Below are 21,128 nucleotides of genomic sequence, written 5' to 3' on the forward strand. Positions count from 1 at the left end.
CCTTCGGGATCTCGACGAGCGGAGGCTCTGAGAACGTGAACCGCGCGCTGCTCGACGCGCGCTCGCGCGACCTGGAAATTGTCGGGTTGGCAGGCGGCACCGGAGGGAACATGATGACCGTGGGCAGTGACCACGCGTTCGTGGTTCGTTCGTCGTCGGTGCACCGGGTGCAAGAAGCACAGACGACCCTCTACCAGGTGTTGTGGGAGCTGACACGAGCCGCACTTCGCTGACGAGGAGCGCGGCACCTCTTCACACGCGCGCACCACCCGGCATCGTCCGGGTGGAGGGGGAGGTAACCCGGCATGGTTACCCGGCTCGAGCAGGAGCAGCCTGCGGCGGACCCGCAAGACCTCGTGGTCCATGTCCTCTGGATCAACGCGGGCCTGAGCTGCGACGGCGATTCGGTGGCGCTCACGGCGGCGACGCAGCCGAGCATCGAGGAGATCGTGCTCGGTGCATTGCCGGGTCTGCCGAAGGTGGCGGTCCACTGGCCGCTGATCGACTTCGAGAGCGGACCGGAGCAGGGCGCCGACACGTTCATCGAATGGTTCTTCAAGGCCGAGCGCGGCGAGCTGGAGCCGTTCGTGCTGGTCGTCGAGGGGTCCATCCCCAACGAGGCCATCAAGAGCGAGGGCTACTGGTGCGGGTTCGGCAACAACCCCGACACCGATCAGCCCATGACCACCAGCGAGTGGCTCGACCGGCTCGCCCCGAAGGCACTCGCCGTGCTGGCCGCGGGCACCTGTGCCACCTACGGCGGCATCCACGCGATGGCCGGCAACCCGACCGGTGCGATGGGCGTGCCGGACTACCTCGGCTGGGACTGGAAGTCCAAGGCGGGCATCCCGATCGTGTGCGTGCCGGGCTGCCCGATCCAACCGGACAACCTGTCGGAGACGATCCTCTACCTGCTCTACCAGGCGGCCGGCCAGGCACCGATGATCCCGCTCGACGACCAGCTGCGGCCCACCTGGCTGTTCGGCGCGACCGTCCACGAGGGATGCGACCGCGGCGGGTACTACGAGCAGGGTGACTTCGCCAAGGAGTACGGCTCGCCGAAGTGCCTGGTGAAGCTGGGCTGCTGGGGCCCGGTGGTGAAGTGCAACGTCCCGAAGCGCGGCTGGATCAACGGCGTGGGCGGCTGCCCGAATGTCGGCGGGATCTGCATCGGCTGTACGATGCCCGGCTTCCCCGACCAGTTCATGCCGTTCATGGACGCCCCACCGGGATCCCGCGTGTCCGCGACGGGCAGCAAGATCTACGGCGGCGTGATCAAGAGCCTGCGCAAGATCACCGAGCGCAAGTTGGACAAGGAACCGAAGTGGCGCACGAAGGGGCGCACGCTGTCGACGGGATACAAGGCGAACTGGTGACGGTGTCGATGGATCACGCCAGGGCCATCGCGGACGCCGTGCTGTACGAGGGCTATCTGCTCTACCCGTACCGCGCGTCGGCGGCGAAGAACAAGGTGCGCTGGCAGTGGGGCGTCCTGATGCCGCCGTCCTACGCGGACGGCGGCACCGGCGAGCGCGCCGCGTTCCACACCGAGCTGGTCGCCGAGCCAGGCGACGGCGCGGCGCTGCACGTGCGGCTGCGGTTCCTGCAGCTGCGACGCCGGGTCGTCGAGGTGCCCGGGGACGACGGGTTCCGCGCGGTGCCCTCGGTGACAGTGGGCGACACCGAGCACACCACCTGGGAGGAGGCCGTCGAGCGGGAGGTGGACGTCGTGGTGCCGTTCGCCGGCCTGTTCGGCGGCGAGCACACCGAGCCGTTCGAAGTGGACGGTGGCGAGGACGTCACGCCGATCGAGGGCGGCGACGGGTCCCGCCTGGTGCGCCGGCGTGACCCGCTCCACGGCGAGCTGATGCTGCGTGCCGACGCGCTGGCCGGCCCGTTCGGTGGGGTGCGGCTCGTGGTGCGGGTCGGCAACGTCTCCACGTGGGGCGGGGACGGTGCGACCCGCGACGACGCGCTGCGGCACGCGCTGATCGGCGCGCACGCGTTGCTGTCGTTGAGCGACGGGCACTTCCTGTCCGCCACCGACCCGCCGGAGTGGGCGTCGGTGGTCACGAAGGAGTGCCGGACCGACGGCGCGTGGCCGGTGCTGGTCGGCGAGGCGGGGCAGCGCGACACCGTGCTGCTCTCGCCGATCATCCTCTACGACTACCCGACGATCGCCGAGCAGAGCGCCGGGAACCTGTTCGACGGCACGGAGATCGACGAGATCCTGACCCTGCGCACGATGACGCTGACCGACGAGGAGAAGCGTCAGGCACGCGCCACCGACGACCGCGCGGCCGAGCTCATCGACCGGGTCGACCACCTGCCGCCGGAACTGCTGGACCGGCTGCACGGCACCCTGCGCTACCTGCGCGAGGTGACCGGCGCGCCGACCAAGCCCGAGCCGGCCGACCTCGAGACCATCGCCGACCCCAGCACGCCGTGGTGGGACCCGGGCGCGGACGCGTCGATGTCCCCGGAGACCGACGAGGTCGTGATCGGCGGGGTCGCCGTCCACAAGGGCTCGCGGGTGCGGCTGCGGCCGGGGAAGCGGGCCGACGCGCACGACATGTTCCTCACCGGCCGGGTCGCGGTCGTGCAGGGCGTGCTGCTCGACGTCGACGGCGACTGGCACCTCGCGGTCACCCTCGAGGACGACCTCGGCTCGGACCTGTACGCGGCGCACGGCCGGTTCCGGTACTTCGGCACCGACGAGGTCGAGCCGCTGTGAGCGGAGCGACGGAGCGTTCGCCGTCTGGACGTAGGAGCACCGCAGGCGCGCCGGCGCCGAGGAGCGCACGGAGGAAGACGGCGAGTAGTGGAGGAGCGGAGCGAACCATCGACTCTGTGAGCGGCGCCCGGATACTGGTGGTCGGGGTCGGCAACATCTTCCTCGGCGACGACGGCTTTGGCGTCGAGGTGGTCCGCCGGTTGTCCGAGGTGGACCTCCCGGACCACGTCGAGGTCGTGGACTACGGGATCCGCGGCATGCACCTGGCCTACGACCTCGCCGGCGCGGGCCACGAGCTGACCATCATGGTCGACGCCACCCAGCGGGACGACGCGCCCGGCACGGTGTACGTGATCGAGCTGGAGGTGCCGGACCCCAACGACACCGGGGGACCGGCGCCGCTGCTCGACGCGCACGGCATGCAGCCCGACGTGGTCATGGGCCTGATCGCCGTGCTCGGCGACGAGCCCGGCCGCGTGCTGCTCGTCGGCTGCGAGCCCGCGGTGCTGGACCACCGGATGAGCCTGAGCCCTGCCGTCGAGCAGGCGGTCGACACCGCGGTGCGGGTCGTTGTCGACCTCATCGACAAGTACCCGTTCGGTACTGGAGAGGAACTGGCATGTGCCTTGGCATCCCTGGGGAAGTGATCGAGATCCTGGCCGACCGGCCCGACCTGGCACGGGTCGACGTGAGCGGGGTCAAGCGCGCCATCAACATCGGGCTCCTGTCCGAGGAGAGCGTCGAGCCGGGTGACTGGGTGCTCATCCACGTCGGCTTCGCGTTGTCGAAGATCGACGAGGGCGAGGCCAAGGCGGCCATGGACTTCCTCGAGGGCATCGGCAAGGCCTACGACGACGAGATCGCGGCGCTGCGGGAGTCCCAGATCCTCTAGGAGGGGTGAGCACATGCGTTTCGTCGACGAGTTCCGTGACGCCGAGAAGGCCCGGGCACTGTCCGCCAAGATCACCAGCCTGTGTGAGCCGGGCCGGCAGTACAAGTTCATGGAGGTGTGCGGCGGGCACACCCACACGATCTACAAGCACGGCCTGGAGGACTACCTGCCCGAGAGCATCACGCTGATCCACGGGCCGGGCTGCCCGGTGTGCGTGATCCCGATGGGCCGCATCGACGACTCGATCCACATCGCCCGCGAGCCCGGCGTCATCATGACCTCGTTCGGCGACATGATGCGGGTGCCGGGCAGCGGCGGGAACTTCTTCGACTCCAACGCCGAGGGCACCAACATCCGGATGGTGTACTCGCCGCTGGACTCGCTGAAGATCGCGCGCCAGAACCCGGACAAGCATGTGGTGTTCATGGCGATCGGGTTCGAGACCACCGCGCCGTCCACCGCGATGACCGTGCTGCGCGCGGCGAAGGAAGGCATCGAGAACTTCTCCATCTTCTGCAACCACATCACGATCATCCCCGCCATCAAGGCCATTCTGGACTCGCCCGACCTGCGGCTCGACGGCTTCATCGGCCCCGGGCACGTGTCCACGGTGATCGGCTGCCGGCCGTACGAGTTCATCGCCGGCGAGTACGGCAAGCCGATCGTGGTGGCCGGGTTCGAGCCGCTGGACATCCTGCAGTCGATCTACATGCTCATGCTGCAGCTGAAGGAAGGCCGGTCCGAGGTCGAGAACCAGTACTCCCGCGTGGTGCCGTGGGAGGGCAACCTGACCGCGCTGCGGGTGATCGCCGAGACGATGGAGCTGCGGCCGTACTTCGAGTGGCGCGGGCTCGGGTTCATCTCGCACTCCGCGCTGCAGGTGCGGTCGAAGTACGCGAAGTTCGACGCCGAGCTGAAGTTCAACGTGCCCGGCGTGCGGGTGGCCGACCCGAAGGCCTGCCAGTGCGGTGAGGTGCTCAAGGGCGTGCTGAAGCCGTGGGAGTGCAAGGTGTTCGGCACCGCGTGCACGCCCGAGACGCCGATCGGCACCTGCATGGTCTCGCCCGAGGGCGCGTGCGCGGCGTACTACAACTTCGGCCGGTTCACCCGGACCCGGGTGCGCGAGGCGAGCCTCGCCACCGCGGACCAGCTGGCCGGCTCGGCGCGGCGCGCGCCCGTGCGGACGGAGAGTGTGCCGCGATGAGCACCGACCACGACCTCGCGCCGGGCAAGGCGCAGGCGCCGCCCTCGGACCGGGAGCAGCAGGTGCTCGACCGGATCGAGCGGGTGCGCAAGCGCCGGGCCAAGGTCAAGGAGGAGCGGATCACGCTCTCCCACGGCTCCGGCGGCAAGGCGACCCAGACCCTGATCGAGGCGGTGTTCCTCGACGCGTTCCGCAACCCCTACCTCGAACCCCTCGAGGACGCGGCCGAGCTCACCGTGTCCGGCGCGCGGATCGCGCTCACCACCGACTCGTTCGTGGTGTCGCCGCTGTTCTTCCCCGGCGGCGACATCGGCGACCTCGCGGTCAACGGCACGGTCAACGACCTCGCCGTGTCGGGCGCGCGGCCGCTGTTCCTCACCGCCGGCTTCATCCTCGAGGAGGGCTTCCCGGTCGCCGACCTGATCCGGATCGTCGACTCGATGAAGGCCGCCGCGCAGGCCGCCGGGGTGTCCATCGTGACCGGGGACACGAAGGTGGTGCAGCGCGGCAAGGCGGATGGCTGCTATATCAACACCGCCGGCGTCGGCGTGCTCGAGTACGCCGGAAAGCTCGGCGTGGCAACGGCTCGGCCGGGTGACGCGGTGCTCGTGTCCGGGCCGATCGGCGACCACGGGATCACCGTGATGCTGGCGCGGGGCGAGCTGGACATCGAGGCGGACCTCGAGTCGGACACCGCGCCGGTGCACGGCCTGGTGGCCGAGCTGCTCGCCGCCACCCCGGGGGTACGGGCCATGCGCGACGCCACCCGCGGCGGCGTGGCCACGATCCTCAACGAGGTGGCCAAGGCCGCCGACGTCGCGGTGATCGTCGACGAGGACGCCGTGCCCGTCGGCACCGAGGTGCGCGGCGCGTCCGAGCTGCTCGGGATCGACCCGCTCTACGTCGCCTGCGAGGGCCGCATCGTGGCCATTGTGGACGGTGCGGAGACCGACGTCGCGCTCGCCGCGATGCGCCGCCACCCGCTGGGCGCGCAGGCCGCGGTGATCGGCCGGGTCGCCGCCGACCCGCCGGGTCTGGTGCTGCTGAACACCGTGTTCGGCGGCACCCGGATCTGCGACCTGCTCGTCGGCGACCCGCTGCCCCGGATCTGCTGAGGGACAGCGGATGCACGAGATGTCGATCACCCAGTCGATCGTCGACGCGGTCGCCGAGAAGCTGGGCGACGCCGAGGTCACCGCGGTCCGGCTGGAGGTCGGCAAGCTGTCGGGCGTGGTGGTCGACTCGATCCGGTTCTGCTTCGACCTGGTGACCGAGGGAACGACGCTGCAGGGCGCCCGGCTGGTGGTGGACGAGCCGGCCGGGCAGGCGCGGTGCCGGGAGTGCGCCACGGAGTTCGAGGTGGCCGACCCGATCGTGCTGTGCCCGGCCTGCGACGGGTCCAATGTGGACGTACGGTCCGGACGGGACCTGCGGATCGTCTCGGTGGAGGTGAATGCGGCATGTGCGCGACCTGTGGCTGCTCCGACGACGCCGGCGTCCGGGTGACGGACCCGAGCGCGGCCCCCACCCACCCGCACGACCACGACCATGCTCCCGGCCATGAGCACGGCCATGAACACGGCCGCGGACCTGAGCACGGCCACGATCATGCGGCCGAGCGGACCGTGCTGCTCGAGCAGAAGGTGTTGGCCCGCAACGACGAGCTCGCCGAGCGCAACCGCGAGTGGCTCGCCGAGCGGGACATCCTCGCGGTGAACCTGATGAGCTCGCCGGGCTCGGGCAAGACCACGCTGCTGGAGCGCACGATCCGCGAGCTCGGTGCCGAGGTGGCCCTGTCGGTGGTCGAGGGCGACCAGGAGACGCTGTTCGACGCCGAGCGGATCAGGGCGACCGGCTGCCGGGTGATCCAGGTGAACACCGGCGCAGGCTGTCACCTGGACGCGGACATGCTCGCCGCCGCCCTGCGCGAGCTGGATCCGCCGCGGCGGTCGGTGGTCTTCGTCGAGAACGTCGGGAACCTGGTGTGCCCGGCGCTGTTCGACCTCGGCGAGCACACGCGGGTCGTGGTGATGTCGGTCACCGAGGGCGCGGACAAGCCGTTGAAGTACCCGCACATGTTCCGCACCGCGGACCTCGTGCTGCTCAACAAGGTCGATCTGCTGCCGTACGTGGACTTCGATCTGGCCAGGTTTCAGGACTTCGTGAATCAGGTGAACACGAGGAGCCGGGTGGTCCGGGTCTCCGCGACCCGCGGCGACGGCATGCCCGGGTGGTACGGCTGGCTGCGGGAGCGTGCGGGCGACCGGCCCGCAAGCGTCGCCGCAAGCATGCCCTGATCAGCGGTGACAACGGCATGGTCGAGAGTTTGTTGCCGATCCGACGATCTCGTGCGACGCTGGGGGTGATCGCGGACGTGCCGCGATGCGGTGCCGCCTTGCCCGGCGCTCGGTACGAGTACAGGAATGGCGGCTATACATGACGTCGCTCGACACCTTCCCTTCGACGACGGATCGGCAGCGTGACTACGCTGACCTTTCGCGCGAGATCCGCGATGCCGGCCTGCTGAAACGGCGCTACGGCTACTACGCGGTCAAGATCGCGCTCAACGTGCTCGCGTTCGCCGGAGGATGGGTCGCCTTCGTCAACATCGGCGACTCGTGGTGGCAGCTGTTCCTCGCGGTCTTCTTCGCCGTCATGTTCGGCCAGCTGTCCTTCATCGGCCACGACGCCGGCCACAAGCAGATCTTCCGCGGCGGCCGCGCCAACGACGTGGTCGGCTTCTGGCACGGCGGGATGGTCGGCCTGAGCTACGCGTCCTGGATGGACCAGCACACCCGCCACCACGCCAACCCCAACCACGAGGACGCCGACCCCGACGTCCAGATCCCGGCGCTGGCCTTCACCACCGAGCAGGCCCAGGCCAAGCGCGGCTTCCTGCGCTGGTTCGCCAAGTACCAGGCGTACTTCTTCTTCCCGCTCCTGCTGCTGGAGGGCTTCAGCCTGCACGTCTCCAGCGTGAAGGCCTTGCTGCGCAAGGACCTCCGGGCCCGCTCGGTCGAGATCGCCCTGCTGGTCGCGCACTTCGCCGCCTACCTCACCGCAGTGTTCCTGGTGCTCTCCCCGCTCACCGGCCTGATCTTCATCCTGGTGCACCAGTGCCTCTGGGGTGTCTACATGGGATGCTCGTTCGCCCCGGGACACAAGGGAATGCCCACCATGGCCGCAGGCAAGGCGGTGGACTTCCTGCGCCGCCAGGTACTCACGTCCCGCAACGTGCGTGGCGGGGTCTGGGTCGACTTCACCCTCGGTGGGCTCAACTACCAGATCGAGCACCACCTGTTCCCGAGCATGCCCCGGCCCAACCTGCGCCTCGCTCAGCCGATCGTGCGGGCGTTCTGCGCCGCACGCGATGTCGAGTACGCCCAGTGCGGTTGGCTGCGTACCTACGGATACGTTCTTGCGCACCTGCATGCGGTCGGCGCACCGCTGCGCCTCGCCAGTCGCTGACGCCGTCCCGGCCCCGGTTCTGTGCACACCGCGAGCGGCGAACCACGTGGTTTCACCACATTGGGGGTATCGCCGCGGGGTGCCAGCCGGGAAACTGGGGCCATCCGGAGGCGCAACGGCGCGGTCTCGCGACCTTCCGTGATCGAATCGACTGCCTGGGGACTCGTCGGCTCATGGGGCTGAAGACGCCGCCCGCGCATTTCGCACGGGTGGGTCGTCGAATCGAGAACCGACGTTGCGGTGGTGGCGATGATGTGCGCGAGCGAGGCGGATGACGCCTCGGACAGACCCTGGCGGGCCGTCGGTGATCCGACGTGACCATTCGCCTGATGCAGGCCGGGGGGTCGGCGGTGGTGCGGCGCGGGGTGTCGCTCGTCCTGGACGACGTGGACGACATCGACGTGGTCGGCGAGGTGACCGAGTCCGGTGAGCCGCTGAGCGACGCGGTCAGCGAGCTGGCGCCGGACGTTCTCCTGCTGCACCTGCGCAGGGTCGAGGGCAGCACCTTCGAGGACTGGCTCTGCAACGTCCCGCAGGATGCGAACCCCAGCGTGCTGCTGATGACCCTGCCGGGCGGCCGCCCGGAGGCGTGGCAGGCCATCCGCGCCGGCGTCGACGGCTGCATCCACGAGGACGACGCGCCGGAGGAGCTGGTCAAGGCGATCAGGTCGCTCGCCGCCGGTGAGGCGTGGCTGCCGCCGCCGTTCGCCCAGGAGCTGGTCGACCACTACCGGCGCGACACGGTGGACCGGCACGGCTCGTCGGCCGAGGTCGACCTGCTGAGCCAGCGGGAGCGCAGCGTGGTCCGCCTCGTCGCGATGGGCAACTCCAACGCCGAGATCGCGGTCGAGCTCAACCTCGCGGAGTCGACCATCAAGACGCACGTGTCGCGGATCCTGCGCAAGCTCGGGCTGCGCGACCGCACCCAGCTGACCCGCTTCGCCCACCAGGCCGGGATCGTGTGAGGCCTACGTCTCGCGTTCGATCAGGGTGATCTTGAGGGTCACGTGCTGCAGGCTGCGCTGCCGTCCGGTGAGCCGCGCCACGAGCGTCTGGGCCGCGATCTCGCCCGACTCCTCCAGTGGCTGCCGGATCGTGGTGAGCCCGAGGTGCTCGGCGATGTCCCCGTCGTCGAAGCCGATCACCGACAGCTCGGCGGGCACCCGGAGCCCGCGCTCGCGGGCGGCCTTGAGCACGCCGCTGGCCAGCAGGTCGTCGTAGGCGAAGACCGCGGTGGGCGGGTCGGCGAGGTCGAGCAGCGCGTGGGTCGCCTGCTTGGCCGCGTCGATGCCGTGCGGCACGTAGACCACGTGCTCGTCCGGCAGCGCGTGCCCCGCGGCGGCGAGGGTGTCGCGGTAGGCGTCGAGCCGGGATCCCACGCCCAGCACCCTGTTCGGGACCCGGGCGGCCTCCGCGAGGTAGGCGAACCGGGTGTGCCCGCGGCGCAGGAACAGCTCTGCGGCCAGCCGGCCGCCCTCGGCGTTGTCGATGGCCACGCTCGAGAACCCGGGCCGCTGCACCTCGAGCAGCACGGTGGTGAGCTTCTGGCGCAGGATGCGGTCGGCGCTCTCGTCGTCGATCGGCAGCGACATGACCAGCAGGCCGTCGAGGGTGTTGGTGAGCGGGATGCTGGCCAGGCTCGGGATCGAGTTGGCGGCCGACTCCTGGTCGTAGACCACGATCTCCCACGACTCGGCACGCAGCGCGTGCATCACGCCGTTGAGCCGCTGCGCGAAGGAGAGGTAGGACGTGAACGGCGCCATCACGCCGATCCGGCGCACCCCGCGCCGCGCGCGGACGACGGCCTCGGCCTTGGGAACGAACCGCAGCTCGTCGGCCGCGGCGAGGATCCGTTGCAGGGTGGCCGGTTTGACCCGGGACGGGGAGTTGAGCGCGAGGGAGACCGTCGAGATGCTGACGCCGGCTCTGGTCGCCACGTCGTAGATCGTCGCCGCCATCGCACCTCGTCCGGTAGCCGGGATCCAGTTGTCGAAGTCCTTCGATGCCGAGCATAGCCCCGGCTCTGCGCGGCCACCAAGGTCCCTCCCGCGATGGACAGCCGGGCAACATGACTACATCTCGAGACCTAATCAGCCCTTGACGGGCCGCGCCGGGGAAAACTAGCGTTACCAAGAGAACTTTCGAAGTCCTTCGATCGTTTCGTTTCGACCCGACGGAGGTGGCCTCGATGCTGAGGTTGGTCTCTCGGCGTGTTCTCATCTCGATCCCCCTGGTCCTCGCGGTCTCCCTGCTGACGTTCGCGCTCGCGGCGGTGGCCCCCGGCGACACGGCCCGCACGATCCTCGGCGAGAACTACACCCCGGAGGCGTACGCGCGGCTGCGCCACCAGCTCGGCCTCGACCAGCCCCTGCTCGAGCAGTACTGGCACTGGCTGACCGGCGCCCTGCGCGGCGACCTCGGCACCTCGCCCATCAGCGGGCTGGGGGTCACCGGCCAGATCCTGTCCCGGACCGAGTCGACGATCTCCCTCGCCGTGGTCACCACCGTGCTCGCGACGGTGGTCGGCGTGGCGCTCGGGGTGCTCAGCGCGGTGCGGGCCGGCGCGCTCGGCCGGATCGTCGACGTGCTCTCGCTCCTCGGCTTCGCGTTGCCCAACTTCTGGTTCGCGCTCGTGCTCGTCACGGTCTTCGCGGTCGGCGCGCGGATGCTGCCCGCCACCGGCTACGTCCCGCTGACCACCTCGCCCGCCGCGTGGGCGACGAGCCTGGTGCTGCCGGTCATCGCGCTCGCGGTGCACGCCGTCGCGGTGATCGCCAAACAGACCCGGGACGGCATGCTCGAGGCGCTGTCCCGCGACTTCGTGCACACGCTGCGGGCCAACGGCGCGTCGGAGACCTCGATCGTCCTGCGGCACGCACTGCGCAACGCCGCGATCCCCGTGGTGACCGTGATCGGGCTGCTGTTCGTCGGCCTGCTGTCCGGGGTCGTGCTGATCGAGACGGTGTTCGCCATGCCGGGCCTCGGCGGCCTGGCGGTGAGCGCGACCCTGCAGCACGACCTGCCGATGGTGCAGGGGGTGGCGGTGACCTTCACCGTGCTCGTGGTCGTCGTCAACCTGGTCGTGGACCTCGCCTACGGCCTGCTCAACCCGAAGGTCCGGGTCGCATGAGGACGATCCTGCGCCGCCCGGTCGCGGCCCTCTTCGTCGCCTTCCTCGTGGTCGTCGGCGTAGCCGCGCTCGCCGCGCCGCTGCTCACGCCGTGGGACCCGACCACCACCGACCTCGAGCACGTGCTGTCCGGGCCCACCGCGCTGCACCCGCTCGGCACCGACTCGCTCGGCCGCGACGTGCTGTCCCGGCTGATGTTCGGCGGCCGGATCAGCCTCGTCGGCGTCGCCGAGGCGGTGCTGGTCCTGCTGGTGCTCGGCGTGCCGACCGGCCTGGTCGTCGGCTACGTCGGCGGCTGGGCCGACCGGATCACCTCCTGGGTGACCGACATCGTCCTGGCGATGCCCGGGATCGTCGTCCTGCTGGTGGTGCTGGCGATCTTCGGCACCAACAGCACCGCCGCCATGATCACCGTCGGCGCGCTGGGCGCCCCCTTCATGGCCCGGGTCGTCCGCGGCGCGACGCTGGCCGTGCGGGCCGAGCCGTACGTGGCCGCCGCGCGGGTCGCGGGGCTGCGGCCGGGGCGCATCGTGCTCGGCCAGATCCTGCCCCGGGTCACCGGCCCGATCCTCGTGCAGACCGCGCTGGCCGCGGGCAGCGCGCTGGTCGTGCAGACCGGGCTGAGCTATCTCGGCCTCATCGCCGAGCCGCCGACCCCCACCTGGGGCGGCATGGTCGCGGACGGCTCGCAGGTCATCGACGCCCAGCCGTGGCTGCTCTTCCCGCCGGGCCTGGTCATCGGCCTCGCCGTGCTCGCGTTCGGGCTGCTCGGCGACGCGATCCGGGACGCCACCGCCGAGCGCGTCACCCGGCCCGGCGGGCGGGTGCGACCCGGTCCGAAGAGGACGGACGAGCCCGCGCCGGCCGACCCGTCCCAGCTGCTCTCCGTGCGCGGCCTGGTCGTCAGCCTGCCGGCCGGCGGCACCCGGACATCGGTGGTCGAGGACGTGAGCCTCGACATCGCCCCGGGCGAGACCGTCGGGCTCGTGGGCGAGTCCGGCTGCGGGAAGTCGGTCACCGCGCGGTCGCTGCTCGGCCTCCTGCCGGCCGGCGGCCGGGTCGACGGCGGGCGCGTCGTGTTCGACGGCCGCGACCTCGTCGGGCTGTCCACAAGGGACTGGAAGGGCCTGCGCGGGCGACGGATCGGGCTCGTGTCCCAGGAGCCGGTCGGCAGCCTCGACCCGATGTTCACCGTGGGCCACCAGGTCGGCGAGCTCGTCCGGCGCCACCACGGCGGCAGCCGCCGCGCGGCCAGGTCCCGGGCGCTGGAGCTGCTGGCGAGCGTGCGGCTGCCCGACCCGGCCGGCGTGGCGCGCCGCTACCCGCACGAGCTGTCCGGTGGCATGGCCCAGCGGGTGGCCATCGCGCTCGCCCTGGCCGGCGACCCCGACCTGCTGATCGCCGACGAGCCCACCACCGCGCTCGACGTGACCGTGCAGGCCGAGATCCTCGAGCTGCTGGCCGGCCTGCAGCAGGCGCGGGGCATGGCGATCCTGCTGATCAGCCACGACTGGGGCGTGGTCGCCGCGCACTGCCGGCGGGTGTACGTCATGTACGCCGGGCACGTCGTCGAGACCGCCCCCGTGGGCGAGCTGCTCACCGAGCCGCGGCATCCCTACACCGCCGGCCTCCTCGGCTGCGCGCCGCGGCGGGCCCGGCCGCGCACCCCGCTGCACCCGATCCCCGGCGTGGTGCCCGAGCTCGGCCACCGGCCCGGCGGCTGCCCCTTCCATCCCCGCTGCGCGCTCGCCACCGCCGACTGCGCCACCGGCACGATCCCGGCCGCCGAGCCGGAGCCCGGGCACCACACCTGGTGCCTGCACCACACCGAGCTGGCGAAGGAGGGTGACGATGAGCCTGCCGTTGCTGGACGTTCGTGACCTGTCCGTCGACTTCCCCGCCCGATCCGGGCTCGGCCGCCGCCGCGTCCGCGCGGTGCGCGGGGTCGACCTGCACATCGAGGTCGGCGAGACGCTCGGCCTGGTCGGAGAGTCGGGGTCGGGCAAGTCCACCATCGGCAACGCCGTGCTCGGGCTCGTCCCCCCGGCCGCCGGGCGGATCATGTTGCACGGCAAGGAGATCACCGGCGTGCCGGCGGCCGCGCGGCGGGCGCTGGCCACCCGGATCCAGGTGGTCTTCCAGGATCCGTACGGCTCGCTGAACCCCTCGCGCACCATCGGCTCGACGCTCGCCGAGCCCGTCCGGGTGCACCGGGGGCTGTCCCGGGCCAACGCCGCCCCGCTGGTCGCCGCCGCGCTCGAGCGGGTCGGCCTGCCCGCGGCCGCCGCCGGCCGCTACCCGGCCCAGTTCTCCGGCGGGCAACGCCAGCGCATCGCCATCGCCCGGGCGCTGATCCTCGAGCCGGAGCTGGTGATCTGCGACGAGCCGACCAGCGCGCTCGACCTGTCCGTCCAGGCCCAGATCCTCAACCTCCTCCTCGAGCTCCAGCGCGACCTCGGGCTCGCCTACCTGTTCATCTCCCACGACATCGACGTCGTCCGCCACCTCGCCCACCGGGTCGTGGTGCTCCGCGACGGCGAGGTGGTCGAGCACGGGCCGGTCGGGCGGGTGACCACCAACCCGCGCCACCCCTACACCCAGGCCCTGCTCGACGCCGTCCCCGACCACGCCCTCCTGCATCACCAGTGAAGAGGTGACCTCGCAATGACGCAGGCCCATCCGTTACGCGCGCTCATGATCGCGGCCGTGCTGCTCGTCAGCGCGTGCGCGGGCGTCGACACCGCCCAGGGCGGCACCGGCGACCGCATCCTCAACCTCGGCAACTCGATCCCGCCGACGAGCCTCGACCCGGGCAACGCCACCGGCAACGCGTGGTACGCCGAGCTGGCCTACGACTCGCTGATCCACCAGGCCCCCGACGGCAAGCTGGCGCCCCGGCTCGCCACCGCCTGGCGCTACGTCGGCACCGGCAACACGGTGTTTGAGCTCGACATCCGCGACGGCGTGACCTTCAGCGACGGCTCCCCGCTGACCGCCGAGGTCGTGCGGGCGAACCTCGAGCGCTACCGCAAGGCCACCGACCTCGCCGCCACCGCGCAGCTCGCCGGGGTCACCAAGATCGAGGTGCCGAAGCCGGGCACGGTCCGGCTCACCCTCGCCAAGGCCGACCCGATGCTCCCGGAGAAGCTCACCCCGTTCTACGCGGCCGGCAACATGGTCAGCCAGGCCGGCCTCGACGACCCCGCGAAGCTCGCCGAGCAGACCCTCGGCGCGGGCCCGTACGTGCTCGACCCGGCCGAGACCGTCGACGGCGACCACTACACGTACACGCCGAACAAGCGGTACTGGGACAAGCAGGCCGTGCACTACGACCGGGTCGTCATCAAGGTGCTGCCCAACCCCAACACGGCGCTGGCCGCGCTGAAGACCGGCCAGGTCGAGGTGATCTTCGGCTCGCCGGCCACCGACACCGCGGCGAAGTCGGCCGGGCTGCGGGTGGTGTCGGTGCCGCAGACCTGGGTGGGCATCGCGCTGGCCGACCGGGGCGGCGCGGTGAGCAAGCCGCTCGCCGACGTGCGGGTCCGGCAGGCGCTGAACTACGCCGTCGACCGGGAGAAGATCGCCAAGGGGCTCGTCGGCACCTACGGCGGCCCGGCCGCCACCGAGCAGATCCAGCTGCCCCACCAGGACGGTCACAGCGACCACACGTTCTACGCCTACGACCCGGCCAAGGCGAAGCGGCTCCTGCGTGACGCCGGCTACGCCAAGGGCTTCCCGCTGCCCGTGGTGAGCAACGCCGGCGCCACCCCGCTGCTGCAGGCGATGGCGGGCGACCTGAAGGCCGTCGGCGTCGACCTGAAGATCACCGACCGGGCCGCGAACCAGGACAAGTACGCCCAGGACCTGGGCAGCGGCCAGTTCCCCGCGTTCGGCATCACGTTCGGCGCGCTGCCCGTGCACCTCATGGGGCCGTTGCTGTTCCTGCCCGAGAACGCGTTCTTCAACCCGTTCCGCACGGCGGACGCGCGGATCCAGTCGCTCTACCAGCAGGCCGCGGCCGCCGGGCCGGAGGACAGGGCGCGGCTGGACGAGGAGATCGTCGCGCGCATCGCCGAGCAGGCGTGGTTCGTCCCGGTGCTGTTCCAGCCGGTCAGCTTCTACGCCAGGCAAGGCGTCACCGGCCTCGAAGTCACCACCGGCAACCCGAACCCCAACCCCGTCGAGTGGAGCCCCGCATGATCGTCAGCCAGGTTCGTTTCGAGCACCACGACCGGCCGTTCGGGATCGGCACGCCGAGCCCGCGGCTGTCCTGGCAGGTTCGCGACGCCGACCCGGACTGGGCGCAGACCGCCTACGAGGTCGAGCTCGACGGCGCCGCGACGGTCCGCGTCGACTCCGCCGAGCAGGTGCTCGTGCCCTGGCCGTTCCCGCCCCTGACCGCGCGCGGCACCGCCACCGTGCGGGTCCGGGTGGCGTCCGGTCCGGAGTGGAGCGAGTGGGCTGAACCGTCCACTGTGGAGCTTGGGTTGCTCGGGCCCGAGGACTGGACCGGCCGGTTCGTGAGCCCGCACGGCATCGGCGGGGTGGGCGAGCCGGCCCCCGTCCTCAGCCGCACGGTCACCCTGCGGCCCGGGATCGCCCGCGCGCGGCTGTACGTCACCGCGCACGGCCTCTACGACGCCACGCTCAACGGCCAGCGGGTCGGCGACCAGGTGCTCACCCCCGGCTGGACGAGCTACCCGCACCGGTTGCGCTACCAGACCTTCGACGTGACGGACCTCCTCGTCGCGGGCGAGAACAGGCTGGAGGTGCTGCTGGGCAACGGCTGGTACCGCGGCCGGCTCGGCTGGTTCGACGACCGGGCGCTCTACGGCACCCGGCTGGCCCTGCTCGCGCAGCTGGAGGTCGGCTACCCCGACGGCTCGGTGGAGGTCGTCGGCACCGACGAGCGCTGGAGCGCGCACGAGAGCGGGGTGCTCGCCGACGACCTCTACGACGGTCAGCGCACCGACCTCCGACCCCGTCCGTCCATTGTGGACACGGTGGAGGTGCTCGACGAGGACCTCGGCCGGCTCGTCGCCCCGGACGGGCCGCCGGTGCGGGTCACCGAGGTGGTGGCGGCGGTGCGGGTGTGGACCGCGCCGTCCGGCCGGACCCTCGTGGACTTCGGGCAGAACGTCGTCGGCGTCGTGCGGTTGCGGCTGCGTGACACGAGGGCGGGGGAGGAGGTCACCGTCCGGCACGCCGAGGTCCTCGACGGCGGCGAGGTGTGCGTGCGGACCCTGCGCAGTGCCAAGGCGGTCGACAGCTACGTCCTCGCCGACGCGGCCGAGGCGGTGCTCGAGCCCGCGCTGACCTTCCACGGCTTCCGTTACGCCGAGGTCACCGGGGTGCCCGGGCTCGCGGCCGCGGACGTCGAGGCGGTCGTGTTCGGTTCGGACCTGCGCCGCACCGGCTGGTTCTCCTGCTCGGACCCCGACCTCACCCGGTTCCACGAGAACGTCGTGTGGACGATGCGCGGCAACTTCCTCGACGTGCCGACCGACTGCCCGCAGCGCGACGAGCGGCTCGGCTGGGCCGGGGACTGCCAGCTGTTCGCGCCCAGCGCGTGCTTCCTGTTCGACACGGCCGGGTTCTTCACGTCCTGGCTCGCCGACCTCGCCGCCGACCAGTACCCCGACGGCGCCGTGCCGTGCACCGTCCCGGACCCCCTGCGCAGCGACAAGACCAGCGTGGCCGGCTGGGGTGACGCGGCCACCGTCGTGCCGTGGACCGTGTACCAGCGCTTCGGCGACACCGGCCTGCTCGCCCGGCAGTTCGCCAGCATGCGCGCGTGGGTGGACAACATCGCCGCGCGGACCACCGACGGCGTGGTGGCGGGCGGCTTCCAGTTCGGCGACTGGCTCGACCCCACGGCGCCGCCGGACAACCCGCTCGCGGCCACGTCTGATCCCGAGGTGCTCGCCACCGCCTACCTGGTCCGCTCCGCCGACCTGGTCGCGGCGGCCGCGCGGGAGCTCGGCCACGACGCCGACGCCGGGCGCTACGCCGCGCTCGCCGCCCGGACCAGGGCCGCGTTCGCCCGCGCGTACGTGACCGGCGCGGGCCGGGTCCTGTCCGACACCCCCAGCGTCTACGCGCTCGCACTGAGCTGGGACCTGCTGCCGACCGACGGACAGCGCGAGCACGCGGTGCGCCGGCTGGCGGACCTGTTGCGGGTCAACGGGTACCGCATCAGCACGGGCCTGCTCGGCACGCCGGTGCTCACCGACGCGCTCACCGCGGCGGGCCGGGCCGACCTGGCCTACCGGCTGCTGCTCCAGCGCGAGTGCCCGTCCTGGCTGTACTCGGTGACGATGGGCGCGACCACCGTGTGGGAGCGGTGGGACAGCATGCTCCCCGACGGCTCGATCAACCCCGGCGAGATGACCTCGTTCAACCACTACGCGCTGGGCGCGGTCGCCGACTGGCTACATCGGACGGTCGCCGGCCTCGCCCCGGCCGCGCCCGGCTACCGCGAGATCACCGTCGCACCCGTGCCGCACGCGGCGCTCACCCACGCGTCCGCGCGCCACGACACGCCCTACGGCGAGGCGTCGGTCGCGTGGCGGCGGGCCGACGGCCTGCTCACCGTCGACGTCGTGGTGCCGCCCGGCGCGCGGGCGTCGGTCCAGCTGCCGGGCGCCGAGCGGGTCGACGTCCGGCACGGCCGGCACACGTGGACCGTCGCCGACCCGTGTGTCGCGGCGAACGGGGGCTCGCTCGCGAGCGTGCGGGAGCTGATCGACTCGGCGGACCGGTGGCCGGTGGCGGCCGAGATCCTCGTCCGGCACGGTGTCGGCCGCGACCTCGCCGAGGCCGCCCGGCAGTCGGCGCGCCACCTCGGGGTCGCGCCGGCGGACCTGCCGGCCGCGGTGCTGTACAAGGACTTCGACGGCCGCGGCGAGAAGGCGCGCCAGGAGCTCGACGCCGCGTTGCGTGGCGAGCCGGCACCACGACCGTGACCACGACCGTGACCTACCGGCGTGCGGTCCTGCGCGGGCCGGGGCAGCTGGCCGTCGAGGACGCGGACCTCGGGCCGCCCGCGGCGGGGGAGCTGCTCGTCGCGCCGGACGCGGTCGGCATCTGCGGCACCGACCTCGAGCTGCTCGACGGCTCGATGGCCTACCTGCAGCAGGGGCTGGCCGAGTACCCGATCGTGCCCGGCCACGAGTGGACCGGCCGGGTCGTGGCGGTGGGCCCGGACGTCACCGGGTTCGCGACCGGCGACCGGGTGGTGGGGGAGTGCACGGTGAGCTGCGGCGCGTGCGAGCGCTGCGCCGACCCGGCCGGCTACCACCTGTGTGCCGCGCGCACGGAGGCCGGGATCATGCGCCGCCCGGGCGGTCTCGCCACCCGGCTGCTGTTCCCGGCCCGCGCCGCGCACCGCGTTCCGTCGCATGTGGACGCTCGGGACGCGGCGCTGGTCGAGCCGCTCGCCGTGGCCTACCGGGGCGTCGAGCGGCTCCTGCCCGCCGGCGGCGCGGACGTCTGCGTCGTCGGCGCGGGCACCATCGGCCTGCTGTGCGCGCTCGTCGCCGAGGCGCTCGGCGCGCCCCGGGTGCACCTCGTCGACCCGGACGAGGGCCGCCGCGACCGCGCGACCGCGCTGGGCTTCGAGGCGTCCACCACCCCGCCACGCGTCCCGTGCGTGGTCGAGGCGTCCGGCACGGCCGAGGGGATCCGCACCGCGGTCGGGTCGACCACCGAGGGCGGGCGGGTGCTGCTGCTCGGGCTCACCGGCGCGCCCGCGGTCCCGCTCGACGTCGACGCGGTGGTCCTGCGCGATCTCACCGTGGTCGGCAGCCTCGGCAGCCCGTCGGTGTGGCCGGCCGCCGTCGACCTCGTCGCCTCCGGCCGGATCGCCCCCGGCCGGCTCGTGAGCCACGAGTTCGGGCTCGGCCGGGTCGCCGACGCCTACCAGCGGGCGATCGACCGGAAACCGGGCACCCACAAGGTGCTCGTCCGCCCGCAGGAGGTCACGTGATCCAGCGGCTCGAGGTCCGCTCCGACGACGTCGAGGCCGTCGTCCTGCCCGGCTGCGGCGCGCGCCTGCACCGGCTGCGGGCGTTCGGCCGCGACCTGCTCCGCACGCCGGACGACCCGGGCGTGCACTGGGACGACCCGTTCTTCTGGGGTGCCTACCCGATGGCGCCGTGGTGCAACCGGGTGCCGCCCGGCAAGCACGTCGTCGACGGCCGGACGGTGGTGCTCAACCCGAACTTCGTCGACGGCACGGCCATCCACGGGCAGCTCTTCCGCGCGCCGTGGACGGTCGTCGAGGACACCCGGCTCACGGTCAGCGCGGGCGGCGACGGCTGGCCGTGGACCTACGACGTGACGCTCGACCTCGCGGTGGACGCCGACCGGCTCGAGCTGGCCTACCGGCTGGACAACACCTCCGACGCCGCGATGCCGGCCGGGCTCGGGCTGCACCCGTGGTTCCGCAAGCCCGTCCGGCTCACCGTGCCGGCGCGCCGGGTGTTCCCCGTCAACGCCGACCCGCCGCCGTGGCCGGAGCCGGTCGCCGGGGCCTTCGACCTGCGCGAGCCGGGGCCGCTGGCCGACGACCTCGACGCCACCTGGACCGACCTCGACGAGCGCGCGGTGGTCCTGTCCTGGCCGGACGTCTCTGCCCGCATGGAGTTCTCCGCGTCGGCCGGGTTCGTGGTGGCCGCGAGCCCGGCGCAGCTGGACGCGGTGGCGGTCGAGCCGCAGACGCACGCGCCGGACGGGCTGGCCCGGCTGGCGGCCGGGCTGCCGGGCGGGCTCACGGTGCTGGCGCCGGGGGAGTCGCTGGAGCTGCGGGTCAGCTGGACAGTGACCCGGGCAGATGGCTGAGGTCGAGGTACCGCGTCGGGTTTCCCTGGTGTCCGGTGTGGACGGTGAAGAGGGCGCCGGCGTGGGTGCCGGGGCCGGCCGCGGTCGTGATGAACAGCCGGTCCCGCGCGCTGCCGCCGAACGCGCATGCGGTGACGTTGGCCGCGGGCAGCGGAATCTCCCGGTCCAGCTCGCCAGCCGGGGTGTAGCGGCGTACCGCGCCGCCGCCGAAGAACGCGACCCACACCGCGCCGTCGGTGTCGACGGTGAGGCCGTCGGGAATGCCCGCGGCGGCCGGCACCTCGACGAGCGTGCGCCGGTTGGACACGTCACCACCCGCCGCGTCGTGACCGAAGTCGAACACGTCGACCCGCCGGGTGAGCGAGTCGATGTAGTACATCAGCGACCCGTCCGGGCTCCAGTCGATGCCGTTGGACAGCCAGACGTCGTCGAGCACCGTGTCGACCCGGCCGTCGCGGACGCGGTACAGGTGCCCGCGGCCCGGCTCCTCGTCCTCGGCCATGCTGCCCACCCAGAACCGGCCGAGCGGGTCGCACGCGCCGTCGTTGAGCCGGACGCCGGGCTCGAGCGGCAGGTCGAGCCGCGCGGTGACCTCGCCGGTGCCGGCGTCACCACCGGTGTCGAGGACGGCGAGCCCGCCGGCCAGCGCGACCAGCAGCCGGCCGTCGGCGAGCGGCGCGAGCGCGGTGGGCCGGTCCGGCGTCGGGACGGTGGCGGTGGTGCCGTCGGGTCGGGTGCGGTGTACCGCGTTACCGTTGATGTCGAGCCACCACAGGACCTGCCTGTCGTCGTCCCAGCACGGCCCCTCGCCGAGCCGTGCGCGGGTGGGGCCGACCGGTTCGGGTGTCGCCGTCATGTG

The 21,128-nt window shown here is 72.3% G+C and carries 19 protein-coding genes and 1 pseudogene; 18 read left to right on the top strand and 2 right to left on the bottom strand.

The features are described 5' to 3' along the window. From VGD70_RS05825 to VGD70_RS05875, 11 genes and pseudogenes are all read left to right on the top strand, one after another. Window positions 1-233 (top strand): annotated as a pseudogene (locus VGD70_RS05825) (phosphoheptose isomerase); the annotation flags it as partial. A 72-nt stretch (window positions 234-305) separates the two neighbouring features. Next, entirely contained in the window at window positions 306-1,376 is a 1,071-nt protein-coding gene (locus VGD70_RS05830) for a hydrogenase expression protein HypE (RefSeq protein WP_331078875.1), read from the top strand. Further along, on the top strand, window positions 1,373-2,734 hold the full coding sequence (locus VGD70_RS05835; protein WP_331078877.1) for a hypothetical protein: 1,362 nt from the start codon (window positions 1,373-1,375) through the stop codon (window positions 2,732-2,734). The genes VGD70_RS05830 and VGD70_RS05835 overlap by 4 nt, the downstream gene beginning before the upstream one ends. A 116-nt stretch (window positions 2,735-2,850) precedes the next feature. After that, the gene (locus VGD70_RS05840) at window positions 2,851-3,381 is read left to right on the top strand and encodes a hydrogenase maturation protease (RefSeq protein ID WP_331078879.1); all 531 of its coding nucleotides are present in this window, start codon (window positions 2,851-2,853) and stop codon (window positions 3,379-3,381) included. Next, window positions 3,354-3,626 (top strand): HypC/HybG/HupF family hydrogenase formation chaperone, encoded by a 273-nt coding sequence (locus VGD70_RS05845; protein ID WP_331078881.1) that lies wholly within the window; start codon window positions 3,354-3,356, stop codon window positions 3,624-3,626. Before VGD70_RS05840 ends, VGD70_RS05845 begins: the two co-directional genes overlap by 28 nt. Window positions 3,627-3,639: 13 nt before the next feature. Continuing rightward, complete coding sequence (gene hypD / locus VGD70_RS05850; protein WP_331078883.1) at window positions 3,640-4,830, top strand: hydrogenase formation protein HypD; 1,191 nt, start codon at window positions 3,640-3,642, stop codon at window positions 4,828-4,830. Continuing rightward, window positions 4,827-5,945: a hydrogenase expression/formation protein HypE gene (gene hypE, locus VGD70_RS05855; RefSeq protein WP_331078885.1), complete on the top strand. Its 1,119-nt coding sequence runs from the start codon at window positions 4,827-4,829 to the stop codon at window positions 5,943-5,945. Before hypD ends, hypE begins: the two co-directional genes overlap by 4 nt. A 10-nt stretch (window positions 5,946-5,955) precedes the next feature. Beyond that, window positions 5,956-6,336, top strand: a complete 381-nt coding sequence (gene hypA / locus VGD70_RS05860; protein WP_331078887.1) for a hydrogenase maturation nickel metallochaperone HypA — start codon at window positions 5,956-5,958, stop codon at window positions 6,334-6,336. After that, window positions 6,291-7,127: a hydrogenase nickel incorporation protein HypB gene (gene hypB / locus VGD70_RS05865; RefSeq protein ID WP_331078889.1), complete on the top strand. Its 837-nt coding sequence runs from the start codon at window positions 6,291-6,293 to the stop codon at window positions 7,125-7,127. The genes hypA and hypB overlap by 46 nt, the downstream gene beginning before the upstream one ends. 139 nt (window positions 7,128-7,266) lie before the next feature. Further along, window positions 7,267-8,298: an acyl-CoA desaturase gene (locus VGD70_RS05870; protein WP_331078891.1), complete on the top strand. Its 1,032-nt coding sequence runs from the start codon at window positions 7,267-7,269 to the stop codon at window positions 8,296-8,298. A gap of 314 nt (window positions 8,299-8,612) precedes the next feature. Beyond that, window positions 8,613-9,263: a response regulator transcription factor gene (locus VGD70_RS05875; protein ID WP_331078893.1), complete on the top strand. Its 651-nt coding sequence runs from the start codon at window positions 8,613-8,615 to the stop codon at window positions 9,261-9,263. A 3-nt stretch (window positions 9,264-9,266) separates the two neighbouring features. On the opposite strand, the gene VGD70_RS05880 is transcribed toward VGD70_RS05875, so the two are convergent. Further along, the gene (locus VGD70_RS05880; protein ID WP_331078895.1) at window positions 9,267-10,256 is read right to left on the bottom strand and encodes a LacI family DNA-binding transcriptional regulator; all 990 of its coding nucleotides are present in this window, start codon (window positions 10,254-10,256) and stop codon (window positions 9,267-9,269) included. A gap of 230 nt (window positions 10,257-10,486) precedes the next feature. On the opposite strand from VGD70_RS05880, the gene VGD70_RS05885 reads away from it, so the two are divergent. The 7 genes from VGD70_RS05885 to VGD70_RS05915 are packed head-to-tail and all read left to right on the top strand — an operon-like array spanning window position 10,487 to window position 20,269. Further along, complete coding sequence (locus VGD70_RS05885) at window positions 10,487-11,428, top strand: ABC transporter permease (RefSeq protein ID WP_331078898.1); 942 nt, start codon at window positions 10,487-10,489, stop codon at window positions 11,426-11,428. Further along, window positions 11,425-13,308, top strand: coding sequence for a dipeptide/oligopeptide/nickel ABC transporter permease/ATP-binding protein (locus VGD70_RS05890; protein ID WP_331078899.1), 1,884 nt, complete (start codon window positions 11,425-11,427; stop codon window positions 13,306-13,308). The genes VGD70_RS05885 and VGD70_RS05890 overlap by 4 nt, the downstream gene beginning before the upstream one ends. Beyond that, a complete protein-coding gene (locus VGD70_RS05895; RefSeq protein WP_331078901.1) occupies window positions 13,280-14,077 on the top strand; it encodes an ATP-binding cassette domain-containing protein in 798 nt (265 codons plus the stop codon). The genes VGD70_RS05890 and VGD70_RS05895 overlap by 29 nt, the downstream gene beginning before the upstream one ends. A 15-nt stretch (window positions 14,078-14,092) precedes the next feature. Further along, window positions 14,093-15,628, top strand: coding sequence for an ABC transporter substrate-binding protein (locus VGD70_RS05900; protein WP_331078903.1), 1,536 nt, complete (start codon window positions 14,093-14,095; stop codon window positions 15,626-15,628). Continuing rightward, window positions 15,625-18,393 (top strand): glycoside hydrolase family 78 protein, encoded by a 2,769-nt coding sequence (locus tag VGD70_RS05905; protein ID WP_331078905.1) that lies wholly within the window; start codon window positions 15,625-15,627, stop codon window positions 18,391-18,393. The genes VGD70_RS05900 and VGD70_RS05905 overlap by 4 nt, the downstream gene beginning before the upstream one ends. Then, on the top strand, window positions 18,390-19,415 hold the full coding sequence (locus VGD70_RS05910) for a zinc-dependent alcohol dehydrogenase (protein WP_331078907.1): 1,026 nt from the start codon (window positions 18,390-18,392) through the stop codon (window positions 19,413-19,415). Before VGD70_RS05905 ends, VGD70_RS05910 begins: the two co-directional genes overlap by 4 nt. After that, a complete protein-coding gene (locus VGD70_RS05915; RefSeq protein ID WP_331078909.1) occupies window positions 19,412-20,269 on the top strand; it encodes a hypothetical protein in 858 nt (285 codons plus the stop codon). Before VGD70_RS05910 ends, VGD70_RS05915 begins: the two co-directional genes overlap by 4 nt. On the opposite strand, the gene VGD70_RS05920 is transcribed toward VGD70_RS05915, so the two are convergent. Then, window positions 20,238-21,125: an SMP-30/gluconolactonase/LRE family protein gene (locus VGD70_RS05920; RefSeq protein WP_331078911.1), complete on the bottom strand. Its 888-nt coding sequence runs from the start codon at window positions 21,123-21,125 to the stop codon at window positions 20,238-20,240. The genes VGD70_RS05915 and VGD70_RS05920 overlap by 32 nt on opposite strands. Between the last annotated feature and the right edge of the window lie 3 nt (window positions 21,126-21,128).

Source organism: Actinophytocola sp. (assembly GCF_036402745.1).
GTDB lineage: Bacteria > Actinomycetota > Actinomycetes > Mycobacteriales > Pseudonocardiaceae > Actinophytocola.

Excerpts from the sequence above, each read along its gene's own strand:
- VGD70_RS05900 (WP_331078903.1), top strand. The coding sequence starts at position 14,093 with ATGACGCAGGCCCATCCGTTACGCGCGCTCATGATCGCGGCCGTGCTG.
- hypB (WP_331078889.1), top strand. The coding sequence starts at position 6,291 with ATGTGCGCGACCTGTGGCTGCTCCGACGACGCCGGCGTCCGGGTGACG.
- VGD70_RS05885 (WP_331078898.1), top strand. The coding sequence starts at position 10,487 with ATGCTGAGGTTGGTCTCTCGGCGTGTTCTCATCTCGATCCCCCTGGTC.
- VGD70_RS05880 (WP_331078895.1), bottom strand. The coding sequence starts at position 10,256 with ATGGCGGCGACGATCTACGACGTGGCGACCAGAGCCGGCGTCAGCATC.
- VGD70_RS05895 (WP_331078901.1), top strand. The coding sequence starts at position 13,280 with ATGAGCCTGCCGTTGCTGGACGTTCGTGACCTGTCCGTCGACTTCCCC.
- VGD70_RS05905 (WP_331078905.1), top strand. The coding sequence starts at position 15,625 with ATGATCGTCAGCCAGGTTCGTTTCGAGCACCACGACCGGCCGTTCGGG.
- VGD70_RS05830 (WP_331078875.1), top strand. The coding sequence starts at position 306 with ATGGTTACCCGGCTCGAGCAGGAGCAGCCTGCGGCGGACCCGCAAGAC.
- hypE (WP_331078885.1), top strand. The coding sequence starts at position 4,827 with ATGAGCACCGACCACGACCTCGCGCCGGGCAAGGCGCAGGCGCCGCCC.
- hypA (WP_331078887.1), top strand. The coding sequence starts at position 5,956 with ATGCACGAGATGTCGATCACCCAGTCGATCGTCGACGCGGTCGCCGAG.
- VGD70_RS05890 (WP_331078899.1), top strand. The coding sequence starts at position 11,425 with ATGAGGACGATCCTGCGCCGCCCGGTCGCGGCCCTCTTCGTCGCCTTC.
- hypD (WP_331078883.1), top strand. The coding sequence starts at position 3,640 with ATGCGTTTCGTCGACGAGTTCCGTGACGCCGAGAAGGCCCGGGCACTG.
- VGD70_RS05920 (WP_331078911.1), bottom strand. The coding sequence starts at position 21,125 with ATGACGGCGACACCCGAACCGGTCGGCCCCACCCGCGCACGGCTCGGC.
- VGD70_RS05870 (WP_331078891.1), top strand. The coding sequence starts at position 7,267 with ATGACGTCGCTCGACACCTTCCCTTCGACGACGGATCGGCAGCGTGAC.
- VGD70_RS05845 (WP_331078881.1), top strand. The coding sequence starts at position 3,354 with ATGTGCCTTGGCATCCCTGGGGAAGTGATCGAGATCCTGGCCGACCGG.